This window comes from Aeromicrobium sp. (assembly GCF_036675695.1).
Lineage (GTDB): Bacteria > Actinomycetota > Actinomycetes > Propionibacteriales > Nocardioidaceae > Aeromicrobium.
In genome coordinates this window covers 22,553-35,680 of sequence record NZ_JAKFEL010000229.1, presented here as the reverse complement: position 1 = coordinate 35,680, position 13,128 = coordinate 22,553, and the positions used below count along the sequence as shown (strand labels likewise).

The 13,128-nt window shown below is 64.9% G+C and carries 13 protein-coding genes; 10 read left to right on the top strand and 3 right to left on the bottom strand.

From position 1 onward, the window contains the following. The coding region (gene rpsT, locus V6M39_RS15100) for a 30S ribosomal protein S20 (protein ID WP_332644639.1) at positions 1 to 85 on the bottom strand (85 nt) is incomplete at its 3' end. 234 nt (positions 86 to 319) lie between these two features. On the opposite strand from rpsT, the gene V6M39_RS15095 reads away from it, so the two are divergent. The 10 genes from V6M39_RS15095 (at position 320) to hemW (ending at position 11,881) form a co-directional block, all read left to right on the top strand. Next, positions 320 to 658 carry a hypothetical protein gene (locus V6M39_RS15095; protein ID WP_332644638.1) on the top strand — a complete coding sequence of 113 codons (339 nt, stop codon included), beginning with the start codon at positions 320 to 322 and terminating at the stop codon, positions 656 to 658. A 35-nt stretch (positions 659 to 693) separates the two neighbouring features. After that, positions 694 to 2,547 (top strand): translation elongation factor 4, encoded by a 1,854-nt coding sequence (gene lepA, locus V6M39_RS15090; protein WP_332644637.1) that lies wholly within the window; start codon positions 694 to 696, stop codon positions 2,545 to 2,547. Positions 2,548 to 2,645: 98 nt separating this feature from the next. Then, a complete protein-coding gene (locus V6M39_RS15085) occupies positions 2,646 to 3,863 on the top strand; it encodes an efflux RND transporter periplasmic adaptor subunit (protein WP_332644636.1) in 1,218 nt (405 codons plus the stop codon). Continuing rightward, a complete protein-coding gene (locus V6M39_RS15080; protein ID WP_332644635.1) occupies positions 3,860 to 4,543 on the top strand; it encodes an ABC transporter ATP-binding protein in 684 nt (227 codons plus the stop codon). Before V6M39_RS15085 ends, V6M39_RS15080 begins: the two co-directional genes overlap by 4 nt. Then, a complete protein-coding gene (locus V6M39_RS15075) occupies positions 4,540 to 5,763 on the top strand; it encodes an ABC transporter permease (protein ID WP_332644634.1) in 1,224 nt (407 codons plus the stop codon). Before V6M39_RS15080 ends, V6M39_RS15075 begins: the two co-directional genes overlap by 4 nt. 31 nt (positions 5,764 to 5,794) lie before the next feature. Then, positions 5,795 to 6,568 carry a hypothetical protein gene (locus V6M39_RS15070; protein WP_332644633.1) on the top strand — a complete coding sequence of 258 codons (774 nt, stop codon included), beginning with the start codon at positions 5,795 to 5,797 and terminating at the stop codon, positions 6,566 to 6,568. Then, on the top strand, positions 6,565 to 8,130 hold the full coding sequence (locus V6M39_RS15065; protein WP_332644632.1) for an efflux RND transporter periplasmic adaptor subunit: 1,566 nt from the start codon (positions 6,565 to 6,567) through the stop codon (positions 8,128 to 8,130). Before V6M39_RS15070 ends, V6M39_RS15065 begins: the two co-directional genes overlap by 4 nt. 28 nt (positions 8,131 to 8,158) lie before the next feature. Further along, a complete protein-coding gene (locus tag V6M39_RS15060) occupies positions 8,159 to 8,794 on the top strand; it encodes an MOSC domain-containing protein (RefSeq protein WP_332644631.1) in 636 nt (211 codons plus the stop codon). A gap of 63 nt (positions 8,795 to 8,857) precedes the next feature. Next, a complete protein-coding gene (locus V6M39_RS15055) occupies positions 8,858 to 10,693 on the top strand; it encodes an AMP-dependent synthetase/ligase (protein ID WP_332644630.1) in 1,836 nt (611 codons plus the stop codon). Then, complete coding sequence (hemW, locus tag V6M39_RS15050) at positions 10,694 to 11,881, top strand: radical SAM family heme chaperone HemW (RefSeq protein WP_332644629.1); 1,188 nt, start codon at positions 10,694 to 10,696, stop codon at positions 11,879 to 11,881. On the opposite strand, the gene V6M39_RS15045 is transcribed toward hemW, so the two are convergent. Both V6M39_RS15045 and V6M39_RS15040 read right to left on the bottom strand, forming a co-directional pair. Continuing rightward, positions 11,878 to 12,711 carry a DUF3097 domain-containing protein gene (locus V6M39_RS15045; protein WP_332644628.1) on the bottom strand — a complete coding sequence of 278 codons (834 nt, stop codon included), beginning with the start codon at positions 12,709 to 12,711 and terminating at the stop codon, positions 11,878 to 11,880. The two genes, hemW and V6M39_RS15045, sit on opposite strands and share 4 nt — an antisense overlap. Next, positions 12,704 to 13,120 carry a hypothetical protein gene (locus V6M39_RS15040; RefSeq protein ID WP_332644627.1) on the bottom strand — a complete coding sequence of 139 codons (417 nt, stop codon included), beginning with the start codon at positions 13,118 to 13,120 and terminating at the stop codon, positions 12,704 to 12,706. The genes V6M39_RS15045 and V6M39_RS15040 overlap by 8 nt, the downstream gene beginning before the upstream one ends. Positions 13,121 to 13,128: the final 8 nt, after the last annotated feature.

Here is a 13,128-nt window from a genome sequence, read left to right as displayed (position 1 = left end):
TGAGAGCGGAGCGCACGGACTTGTTGCGCTCGCGAGCCAGCTCGTTCTGCCGGTTGCGCTTGATCTGCGACTTGATATTCGCCACGGGGCAAACCTGTTTCTCTTGAAGGATGGTGATGCGAAGTAAGTGGTGACGTGCCGAAGCACGCGACCACCAACTCTATCAGCGCAGGTGCGCGGCGCCCAAATCCGCTGAAGCTGAGGCCGCCCGCGGCCGAACGCTGAGGCGCGCTAACGAAGTGGGAGCGTTCCGCGCCGGAGGCGCCACGCTGCGAAGCGTGGTGACGTGTCTACCCAACGCAACCACTATTCTGCTGGCATGCAGACGCTCTATGACGTTCTCGTGTGGGTCCATGTGGCGAGCTGGGCTGTGGTGCTGCTCGGCTACCTCAAGGATGTCCGAGGTCCAAAGGTCAACCAGTGGATGGCCCAGGGCATCACCGCGGCATTCGTGCTCGGCCTGGTCCTTGTCGGTATTGCGTCGATGAGTGACGATGTCGCTGATCCAAACAACGCGAAGGTCGGCGTCAAGCTGTTGATCGCGTTCGTGGCTGTGGGCCTGGCTCACTCCACCCGCAAGAAGCCCGCGCCCAACCCGATCGCGCACGTGATCGCGGCACTGGTTCTCGTGAACGTGGCGCTCGCCTACCTGTGGTGATCTGAGCCTCTCCCGGATGGGACAATGGACTCACCATGAGCTCCAGCCCCGTACCCCAGCCCGGGGCCACCGACCCGCAGATCCTGCGCAACTTCTGCATCATCGCGCACATCGATCACGGCAAGTCGACGTTGGCCGACCGCATGCTGCAGCACACCGGTGTCGTCGACGGCCGTGACATGAAGGCGCAGTACCTCGACCGGATGGACATCGAGCGCGAGCGCGGCATCACGATCAAGAGCCAGGCCGTACGCATGCCGTTCACCAAGTCGAGCGGTGACGACGCCGGCAAGGTCTACATCCTCAACATGATCGACACCCCCGGCCACGTCGACTTCACGTACGAGGTCAGCCGCAGCCTCGAGGCGTGCGAAGGTGCGATCCTGCTGGTCGACGCGGCGCAGGGCATCGAGGCGCAGACTCTCGCCAACCTCTACCTCGCGATTGACGCCGATCTCGACATCATCCCGGTACTCAACAAGATCGATCTGCCTGGCGCGCAGCCGGAGAAGTACGCAGCTGAGATCGCCGGCATCATCGGCGGCAACCCCGACGACGTCCTGCGCGTCTCGGCCAAGACGGGTCAGGGCGTCGAGGAGCTCCTCAACCTGATCGTCGACGAGATCCCGCCACCCAAGGGCGACCCGGATGCTCCGCCGCGTGCGCTGATCTTCGACTCGGTCTACGACACATACCGGGGTGTCGTCACGTACGTTCGCGTGTTCGACGGCAAGCTCTCGCACCGCGACAAGATCAAGATGATGTCGACAGGCGCTGTGCACGAAATGCTCGAAGTCGGTGTCATCTCGCCCGAACCGGTCAAGGCCAGCGATCTCGGCGTGGGCGAGGTCGGCTACCTGATCACCGGTGTGAAGGAAGTACGTCAGTCGCGGGTCGGCGACACCGTCACATCCAGCATCCGCGGCGCCACCGAGCCCCTCGGCGGCTACAAGAGCCCCGTGCCGATGGTGTTCGCGGGTCTCTACCCGCTCGATGGTGACGACTACCCGACGCTGCGCGACGCGCTGGAGAAGCTGCAGCTCAACGACGCGGCCCTGGTCTACGAGCCCGAGTCGTCCGGTGCGCTGGGCTTCGGTTTCCGCATCGGCTTCCTGGGCCTCCTGCACCTCGAGATCGTGCGCGAACGTCTGGAGCGCGAGTTCAACCTCGAGCTCATCTCCACCTCGCCCAACGTGGTCTACCGCGTGGAGATGGAGGACGGCAAGGAAATTGTCGTCACCAACCCCTCGGAGTACCCCGACGGCAAGATCGACAAGGTCTACGAGCCCGTCGTACGTGCAACGGTGCTCAGCCCGACCGACTACATCGGCACGATCATGGAGCTCTGCCAGGCACGTCGTGGCCAGCTCATCGGCATGGACTACCTGTCGGAAGACCGCGTTGAGATCAAGTACACGCTGCCGATGGGCGAGATCATGTTCGACTTCTTCGACGCGCTCAAGAGTCGTACCAAGGGCTACGCATCGCTCGACTACGAACCCACCGGTGAGCAGGCTTCCGACCTCGTGAAGGTCGACGTGTTGCTCCAGGGAGAGGTCGTCGACGCGTTCAGCGCGATCGTGCACCGCGACAACTCGTACGCCTATGGTGTCTCGCTGGCCTCGAAGCTGAAGGAGCTCATCCCGCGCCAGCAGTTCGAGGTGCCCATCCAGGCTGCGATCGGCGCGCGCGTGATCGCCCGCGAGAACATCCGCGCGATCCGCAAGGACGTCCTCGCCAAGTGCTACGGCGGCGACATCAGCCGCAAGCGCAAGCTCCTCGAGAAGCAAAAAGAGGGCAAGAAGCGCATGAAGATGGTGGGTCGCGTCGAGGTGCCCCAGGAAGCCTTCATCGCCGCACTCTCGACCGGCGACGCCGACAAGAAGTAGCCACTCGGGTGGTTGCGAGGTCGACCATGCACTCAGTTCACAGGTCTCGCACAGGTTGACCCCAGCGTCGTCATGGGCAACGCCATCAGGATCGGCATGTGTCCCTCTCGAGCAATGCCCAACGCCTCGCCACCCATCTGCGTCCACGATCGCGCCGGCAGTACGTCATGGCGGCCGCGGCCCTCGTGATCCTGGTCGGCGGCGGATACTGGTTCCTCGGTCGCGCCGACGGCACCGAAACGCAGTCGATGACTGCGACGGTGAGCAAGGGCACCTTCCAACAGACCGTCAGCGGCTCCGGCACGATCGAGCCCGCCACGAGAGCCGACCTCGAGTTCGAGGTGTCCGGCCGGGTGACAAGCGTCAAGGTCGATGCGGGGGACAAGGTCACGAAGGGTGACGTGCTCGCCAAGCTCGACACCGTGTCGCTCGACGCAGCCCTGGCCTCGGCCAAGGCGCAGCTCGAGGCGGCGGAGTCGACTGTCGCGAACGACGGTGGCGAGTCCAGCACACAGCAGGCATCGAACAACGCAGCCCTTTTGAGCGCGCAAGCCGATGTTGCTCAAGCCGAGGACGATCTTGATGCGGCAACTTTGCGGGCGACATTCAGCGGCACTGTCGCCAGCGTCGAAGTGGCCGTCGGAGACCAGGCCGGGAGCTCATCGTCACCCTCCAGCGAAGGTGCGACGGGACCAGTGGCCGAAGGCACCGACACGACTGCCACGACGGCCGCCGTGACGATCGTGAAGCCTCAGACGTTCGTCGTCGAGGTCGATGTCGCTGCGGATGACATTGCACAAGTCAAGAAGGGCCTCCAGGCCGAAATCACCCCAGCCGGCGCAACAGAGGCGATCTTCGGCACCGTGAAGGACGTCGGACAGGTCGCCGACACCAGCACCTCGGGTGCCGCGACCTTCCCAGTGACGGTCAGCGTGACCGGCAAGCAGAAGGACCTGTACGCCGGCACCTCCGCCGATGTGTCGATCGTCGTCAAGCAGGTCGAGGACGTTCTGACGGTGGCGAGCCAGGCGCTGACCACGTCGGGCGGCAAGACATTCGTCATGAAGGTCGTCGGCGACTCGACCAAGAAGACCGAGGTCACCGTCGGCGAGACGTACGGCGCCTCGACCGAGATCGTCAAGGGTCTCAAGTCCGGCGACAAGGTGGAGATTGCGACAACCCAGCGCATTCCGGGCGGAGGCGGCAACGGTGGCGGGCAGGGCGGCTTCCCGGAGGGGTTCACCCCGCCGGAAGGCTTCACCCCGCCGGAAGGCTTCACGCCGCCGGAAGGCTTCTCGGGCGGGGGCCCGCAGTGAGCGCCCTCATCGAGCTTGCCGCGGTGCGCAAGACGTACGAGACCGGCGTGGTTCGAGTTGACGCCCTCAGGGGAGTCGATGCCGAGATCGCCGAGGGCGAGTACGTCGCGGTGATCGGACCCTCCGGGTCCGGCAAGTCGACGCTCATGCACATCCTCGGCTGTCTCGACGTGCCGACGAGTGGGTCGTACCACCTCGCGGGACAGGATGTCTCGACCATGTCCGAGGCGGAGCTGGCCGAGGTGCGCAACCAGCGAATCGGATTTGTGTTCCAGCAGTTCAACCTGCTCGCCAGCATGTCGGCATGGCGCAATGTCGAGCTGCCGCTCGTGTATGCCGGCGTGCCGCGTCACGAACGTCGCGAGCGGGCACTGTCTGCGCTCGACCGGGTGGGGCTCGCCGACCGCGCCGACCACAAGCCCGGTGAGTTGTCCGGCGGCCAGCAGCAGCGTGTCGCCGTCGCCCGCGCGTTGGTGACCGAGCCGGCACTGCTCCTGGCTGATGAGCCGACCGGCAACCTTGATTCGGAGTCGACCGTCGACGTCCTCAACCTCTTTGACGAGCTGTCCCACCTCGGCCGAACGATCGTCCTGATCACTCACGAGCACGACGTCGCAGCGCGGGCCAGCCGCCAGTTGATCGTCCGCGACGGCAACATCATGACGGCGGGTGCCGCGTGAACTGGCCCGAAACATTCCGTACCGGCTTCGAGGCCGTGCAGGCCCACCGGCTGCGGTCCATCCTCACCATGCTAGGCATCATCATCGGTGTTTCCTCGGTGATTCTCACCGTCGGTCTCGGCCAGGGTGCGCAGGACGAGGTCAAGAAGCAGATCGACTCGCTCGGTAGCAACCTGCTCGTCGTCTCACCAGGGAGCTCAACGTCTTCGTCGGGCATACGCGGCGGATTCGGTTCGGCGTCGACCCTGACGCTGTCGGACGCGCAGGCGATCGAGGACCCGTCGGTCGTGCCAGATGTGAAGCGCGTAGCTCCGGTGACCTCATCCTCGGTGGCGCTTGTCAACGGCACGACCAATTGGACGACCACGCTGGTGGGCTCGACAGCCGACTGGCTGCCCGTACGGTCGCGAACGGTCGAGAGTGGCCGCTTCTTCACCGCCGCAGAGGTCGCCGCGAGCGCCCCGGTGGTCGTGCTTGGCGCCGACACCGCGAGTGAGCTCTTCACCGGGTCTGCCGTGGGGGAGACCGTGACCGTCGAAGGAAAGTCTGTGACGGTGATTGGCGTGCTCGCCACCTCGGGCTCCTCATCGTCGGAAGCCAGCCAGGACGACACGGCCGTGGCACCGTTGGGCCTTGCCAATTCGGTGACCGGCGGGACAGGGGTGTCTGTCTCCTCGATCTATGTCGAAGGTGCCTCTGAGACCACACTCGGTGCGGCATACCAAGAAATCCAGGCACTCCTGGCGAATCTGCACGGAGTCACGACGGCAGAAGCCGACTTCACGATCACCAGCCAAGAAGCGCTGATCGACACTGCGAACTCGACCAACCGAACCTTGACCGTGCTGCTCGGCGGGGTCGCCGCGATCTCGCTGCTTGTCGGCGGCATCGGCGTCATGAACATCATGCTCGTCTCGGTCACTGAGCGAATCCGCGAGATCGGGCTTCGGAAGGCGCTCGGCGCCACGCCCCGGTCGATACGTCGCCAGTTCCTCGTCGAGGCGTCGATGCTGGGCTTCGCCGGGGGGCTCGTGGGCGTTGTGCTCTCCGTGGCCGGCTCGCAGCTCTTGCCATCACTCATCGACCAGCCGGTGTCGCTGTCAGCGCTCGCGATCGTGGCGGCACTGTTCACGTCACTCGCGCTGGGCATCGGCTTCGGGGTCTATCCCGCCAGCCGTGCCGCCAATCTCACTCCCATTGAAGCCCTTCGAAGCGAATGACCGTTCTCAACGTCCACACCAGGAGTCATCCATGAAACACGCCCTCGCCACCTCCATCCTCTGCGTCACGGTCGGCCTCATCGCTGCCGGATGTGGAGGGTCCGACCCTGCCCCGGCCGCGACCGACAACGAGCAGCCGACTCAGGCGGCCGGGGGCCGTACGCCAGGCGGATCGGGCAAGGTCATCGAGGTGTCCGGCTCGACTGCCCAGGTACAAGGCAACGGGTCGCAGGTCGCGGTCTCATGGACCGACAGCACGACGTTCACCGCGCAGGTCAGCGCGGATGCTTCGGCCGTCACCGTCGGGTCGTGCGTCATGGTGACATCAGAGCAGTCCGGCGACTCGACCTCGACGACTGAGGTCGCTGCGGCATCCGTGAGCGTCACCAAGAAGACCGATGGTGCCTGCCTCCCCGGAGGACCAGGCGGAGGTCGGCCGACGGACTTGCCGTCTGACATGCCGACGGACATGCCGACCGACATGCCCGGCGGACCGCGTGGAGGGTTCGCGGTCGGCGAGGTCACGGCAGTGTCGGGCTCGGGATTCACGGTCGAGTCGATGGGGCTGGGGTCTGAGAACGAATCCACGACCGAGGTCACCGTGACGACGTCGGACGCAACGACGTACTCGACCACGAAGACTGGCGCGGCATCCGACGTCAAGGTCGGCGTCTGCATGACTAGTCGCGGCGAGGCTGACGACACCGGAGCCATCACGGCCACAACGATCGCGCTGTCCCAGCCGGTCGACGATGAATGCGGCGGATTCGGTGGCTTTGGCGGCCCCAGGGCGGGTCAGTCGTGAGACGCCGGATCCTTGTCGCAGCGACGACGGCAGCAGTGATCGCTGTCGGCGGTGGTGTTGCGTACGCCCAGGTGCAGGGCTCGTCCGGCTCCTATCGCACTGCCACTGTCACGGTCGGCGACGTCGACAGAACGTTGGCGCTGTCCGGCACAATCGCTGCCTCGGCCCGGCAGGACCTGACGTTCGGTGTCGCTGGAACTGTGTCGAAGGTGGCCGTTGAAGTTGGAGACGTGGTCAAGTCCGGAGCTGTGCTCGCGAAGCTCGACGACACCGATCTGGACACTGCGGTGACCAAGGCGAAGGCTGATCTCGCCAAGGCGAGAGCTCAGCTCGAATCCGACCAGAACAGCCAGTCGTCGACCGTCGCGGACTCTGTGACGGGAGATTCAGGAGCGCCGTCGACTCCCTCCACAGGTGGACATTCCTCTGGTGTTTCGCCTGAGCTCAAAGCCGCGCTCGCCGCCCTCAAGACACAGCAGGAGGCCGTCACTGCCGCGCAGACCGAGGCGACGACTGCGATCGCCGCGGCGAAGGCCGCACTGGTCGCGCAGTCCGTCGCCTGCGAAGTGGAAGACCCCGAGCCGCCGGCGGACGACGCAGAAGCCGAGGCAGGGCTGTCCGCTGAGTGCGGTGCAGCTCTGGAGGCGGTCCAGTCCGCGCAGGACGTCGTGGCGAACAAGCAGGAGGCGCTGCAGGCGGCACTTGAAACTCTCGCCAACACGCTGACCAGTGCCGTCGTCGAGATCCAGAAGTCTTCGTCTGCGAGCCCGACTTCTCCCAACAACTCGTCCGGAAGGTCCGATGGGGCCAGCAGCAGCCCGTCGCCGTCTGGCGGCGGTGGTGGCACGGTGACGGCTGCCATGCTCGCGCAGGACCAGGCGGCGATCGACACCGCGAAGGCGGCGCTGACGGAGGCTGAGCGCAATCGCGACGCGGCCAGTCTGACGGCCCCTTTTGCCGGCAAGATTCTTGCGGTCTCAGCCGCAACGGGTGACAACGTCGCATCAAGCGATGTCGTGATCGTCATCGTCGGTGACGGGGACACCACGGCTACGACGACCGTGACAGCCGATCAGGTCGACGACGTGAAGGTTGGACAGACGGCGTCTGTCACCCCAGCAGGCGCTGCCAAGGCGGTGACCGGAACCGTGACCTCAATCGGACTGCTTCCCGACTCGGATTCGGACAGCACCGCCTACCCCGTGACGCTGGTGCTGAATGGAACTGTTGCGGCGCCCGAGGGTTCCACGGCTTCCATCGCCCTGGTCATCGGTACGGCCAAGGACGCACTCACGGTGCCGTCGTCCGCGGTGTCGACAACAGGGCGTATGACCGTGTCAGTTCTGACAGATGGCAAGGAAGTGCGTACGCCCGTGACGGTCGGCGTCGTTGGACCGACGCGCACGTCCATCACGCAAGGTCTCAAGAAGGGGCAGGAGGTCGTCATCGCCAACCTCACAACCGAGTTGCCGTCGGGTGACGACGCGTCCACCCGGATCCCGGGTGGCGGGGGATTCAGTGGGATACCTAGTGGGATGCGACAGCAACGGCGCACTGGATAGGACGCTTGGGATCACTACCCTGTAGGTCATGCCTCTGGTCGAGTCGGTGAATGTTGGCACCGCGGTCGACGTGCCGTGGGGCCAACTCAAGCGCTCCGGCATCGACAAGCGACCCGTCGACGGCCCCGTACGTGTGCACACGCTAGGCGTCGGCCATGACGAGATCGCTGATCTGGTCAACCACGGCGGTGAGATGCAGGCGGTCTACGCGTACTCTCGCGAGGATCTCGACACGTGGGCTGATCTGCTTGGCCGCACGCTGAGCCCCGGCCAGTTCGGCGAGAACCTCACGACCCAGGGCATCGACCTCAACGCGGTGCACGCGGGGGACCGCTGGCGTATCGGCGGAGCATTGCTCGAAGTGTCGGGCGTACGCATCCCATGCTCGGTTTTCCAGGGCTTCCTGGACGAGCCGCAATGGGTCAAGCGGTTCACCCAGGGACGGTTGCCCGGCCCGTACCTCCGGGTCATCGAAGAGGGCGACATCTCGGCCGGCGATGGAATCGAAATCGTGGAGGAACGGGACCACGAGATCACGATCGACTTCTTGTTTCGTGCCCTCACAACCGAGCGTCACCTGATCCCAGCTCTGAGAGCTGAGCCTCGGCTCGAACCCTTCGTTCGTAGACGCCTCGGTGAGCGTGCGGACGCCCCTCTCAAGTGACCCGCAGGTAGGTTAGGGTGATCCGCACCACATCCCCCCAGTACGCGCGTATGAAGGAATGTCATGAGTACTTCAGTTGCCACCCCCGAACAACTTGAGATCGTCAAGAACCGCGCCAAGAGTGTCAGCGCGATGTTCTACAACCGCGTCAAGGAATCGGGCAGCCATGAGGCCTACCGCTACCCAGACGAGAACGAAAAGTGGCACTCGCTGACGTGGGCCGAGACCGGCGTTCGGGTGACTCACCTTGCCGCTGGCCTGGTGGCTCTCGGTATCGAGGCTGAACAGCGCGTCGCGATCGCCTCAGGCACCCGCATCGAGTGGATCCTGGCCGACCTCGCGATCAACGCCGCCGGCGCCGCAACGACCACGGTCTACCCGAGCACGATGTCGGACGACGTGGCCTACATCCTGGCCGACTCCGACAGTCGCATCGTGTTCGCTGAGGACGACGATCAGGTCGCCAAGCTCCGTGAGAAGCACTCCGAGCTGCCGTCGATCAGCAAGGTCGTCGTTTTCGAAGGCACCACCGACGGCGATTGGGTCATCGGTCTCGATGACCTCGAGAAGCTCGGCGAGGCCTACCTGGCTGAGCACCCCAAGGTCATCGAAGAGCGCGTTGCCGCGACGACTGGCGACTCGCTTGCCACCCTGATCTACACGTCCGGCACCACGGGTCGCCCCAAGGGCGTACGCCTCAGCCACGACGGCTGGACCTACGAAGGCTCCGTGATGGTCGCGGGCGACTTCCTGAGCATCGACGATCTGCAGTTCCTGTGGCTGCCGATGGCCCACTCGTTCGGCAAGGTGCTGCTGACGACGCAGCTCGCCGTTGGCTTCGCCACTGCGATCGACGGTCGCGTTCCGAAGATCGTCGAGAACCTCGCGATCGTGAAGCCGACGTTCATGGGCGCGGCGCCTCGCATCTTCGAGAAGGCCTATGGCCGCATCGTCGGCATGACCGAGGCTGAGGGCGGCGCCAAGCTCAAGATCTTCCAGTGGGCCGAGAAGGTCGGACTCGAATACTCGCGACGTACTCGAGCCGGCAAGTCGATCTCGCCGATTCTCAAGGTGCAACACGGCATCGCCGACAAGCTCGTGTTCTCCAAGGTGCGCGATCGCTTCGGTGGCCGGGTCCGCTTCTTCATCTCCGGCGCTGCGGCGCTGTCGCCCGACATCGCCGAGTGGTTCCACGCCGCCGGCGTGCTGATCCTCGAGGGCTACGGCCTGACCGAGACGTCAGCTGGTGCCTTCGTCAACCAGCCGGACAACTTCAAGCTCGGCTCGGTCGGTACCGCGTTCCCCGGCAGCGAGGCCAAGATTGCCGCGGACGGCGAGGTCCTGATCAAGGGCCCGCACATCATGCGCGGCTACCACAATCTCGAGGGCGAGAGCGCTTCGTCACTGGAGGACGGCTGGCTGCACACCGGTGACGAGGGTCGTATCGACGAGGACGGCTTCCTCTACATCACCGGCCGCAAGAAGGAGCTCTTCAAGACGTCGGGCGGCAAGTACGTCGCCCCGCCGCACATTGAGGGCATGTTCAAGGGCATCAGCTCGCTGACCAGCCAGATCCTGGTGCACGGCAACGAGCGCAACTTCTGCTCGGCGCTCATCACGCTCGATCCAGACGGTGTCGCTGAGTGGGCCAACAACAATGGGATGGCCGGCAAGTCGTACACCGAGGTCGTGAATTCCCAAGAGATCCATGACCTGATCGAGAGCCAGATCGAGGAGCTCAACTCCAAGGTCAACCGCTGGGAGACGATCAAGAAGTTCGCGATCCTCGACCACGATCTCTCGATCGAGAATGGCGAGATCACGCCGAGTATGAAGGTCAAGCGCAATGTCGTCGAAGCCAACAACAAGGCAATCCTCGACGGCTTCTACGCTAAGTAGATGACCACGACAGGGCCGCTCACCTCCAGAGGTGAGCGGCCCTTCGGCGTCACCGAGCCAACGCCTGCCGCCTTCGGTGTCTACGTCCACGTGCCGTTCTGCTCGGTGCGCTGCGGCTACTGCGACTTCAACACCTATACGGCCGATGAGCTGGGCGAAGGCGCGACGCGGGCGTCGTATGCCGACACGGCGATCGGCGAGATCGAGCTCGCCGCTCGTACCCATGGCCAAGAGATCGAGACAGTGTTCTTTGGTGGTGGTACGCCGACGCAGCTGCCGTCCGCTGATCTCGTACGCCTTCTCGACGCCGTGCGCGACAACTTCGGGCTCGCCGCCGATGTCGAGGTCACGACCGAGGCCAATCCCGACAGCGTGACGCCGGAGTCATTGGCAACTCTGCGCGAGGGCGGCTTCAACCGCATCTCGTTCGGCGTGCAGTCGGCCGTGCCGCACGTGCTGGCAACGCTGGACCGCACACACAACCCCGACAACGTGCCGCAGGCAGTGAAGTGGGCCCGTGAGGCTGGCTTCGACCAGCTCAGCGTCGATCTGATCTACGGCACGCCGGGGGAGTCAATGGACGATTGGCGCACCAGCGTCGAGCAGGCGATTGCGCTGGAGCCGGACCACATCAGCGCCTACGCGCTGATCGTCGAGCAGGGCACTGCGTTCGCTCGCAAGGTCAACCGCCACGAGGTCGTCATGCCCGACGATGACGAGACCGCCGACAAGTATCTGCTCGCGGACGAACTGTTCTCCGCCGCCGGACTCGGTTGGTACGAGCTCTCCAACTGGGCGCGCAACGAGGCGGCACAGTGTCGCCACAACGTCCTCTACTGGCACAGCGACAACTGGCTCGGCATCGGGCCTGGAGCGCACTCACACGTCGACGGCGAGCGGTGGTGGAACGTCAAGCACCCCGCCGCGTACGCGCAGCGACTTGCGGCAGGTGAAGCGCCGCGTCACGACGGGGAGACGATCGATGCAGACACGGCCCGAGTTGAGCGGATCATGCTCGAGACGCGCCTTCGGTCAGGGCTTCGGCTCGACGCGCTGAGCTCGGGCGCGAACGCAGCTGTGCCCGATCTGGTGTCCCGTGGGCTGGCCGACGTGTCGGACGAGCACCTGGTCCTGACGCTGCCGGGTCGGCTGCTCGCCGACGCGGTCGTACGTGAGCTCGTCGACTAGGGAACGGTCACGAAGTCGATGAGCTCTTCGACTCGGCCCAGGAACGACGGCTCCAGGTCGGCGTAGGAGTCGACGCGACTCAGCAGGTGCTTCCATGCGCGAGCGATGTCAGCCTGATCCGCATGTGGCCAGCCGAGCGCCTCGCAGATGCCGTGCTTCCAGTCAGTGCCGCGCGGGATGACAGGCCAGACGTCCAGACCAAGGCGATCAGGCTTGATGGACTGCCAGACGTCGACGTACGGGTGCCCGACGACCAACACGTACTCGCGGTCGGACACCTGGTCTGCGAGTCGAGTCTCCTTCGAGCCCGGTACGAGGTGATCGACCAGTACGCCGAGGCGTCGCCCGGGAGCTGGATCGAACTCGTCGACCACGCCCACGAGATCATCGATGCCGCCGAGGTACTCGACGGCCACGCCCTCGACACGCAGATCGGCTCCCCAGACCTTCTCGACGAGCTCGGCGTCATGGCGGCCTTCGACGTAGATGCGGCTTGGCAGTGCAACGCGTGCCCGGGTGTGCTCAACCGTGCGGGATCCCGAAGCGGTTCGGTAGCTGGTCTTCGGAGCCTTGGCGGCCGACGGGCGCAGGACGACAGGTGCTCCGTCGAGAAGGAAGCCCGGACCAAAGGGGAACGAGCGCCGAGTGTTGCGGCGATCCTCGAGAACCATCATGCCGAGATCCTTCTCGACCACCATGATCTCGCCGACGAAACCGGTCGTCGCGTCTTCGACCACCATGCCGCGCTCGGCCACCACTTCCACTGAGCGCCCGCGCGGTGGCTTGCGCCAGTCGCCTGAGAGCACATCAGTGCCATATCTGTCAGCCATGCAGAACCCCGAGAAGTTGTTGGTGAAACGCCTCGAGGTCATCCCGGGTGACCGGTCCTGAGCTCGAGAGGATCTTGGTGGAGAGAGTAGTGAGTCCGAGGGTCAGATCGACGGCCTCAGCCCATGTCGGCGTGGCGCCGGCCGGGCTGGCGGCATACAGATCGCCGATGACGATGACGTTGAGATCCGGTACGACGAGGACCAGCTCACCGCCGGACGGCCCGTCTCCGACGTGGATCACCTCAACGTACTGATCGCCAAGGTCGCCTGCCCACGCTGAAGCAAGCGTGCCGCCGAGGGACTCGTGGACGATTTCCGTGCCGTCATCGATCGTGACGCGCCGCGGGGAATAGGTCAGCGTGCGCTCAGTGCCGCTGACCTCGTACGGAGATTCGGCATTGTCGGGCACATCGCTAG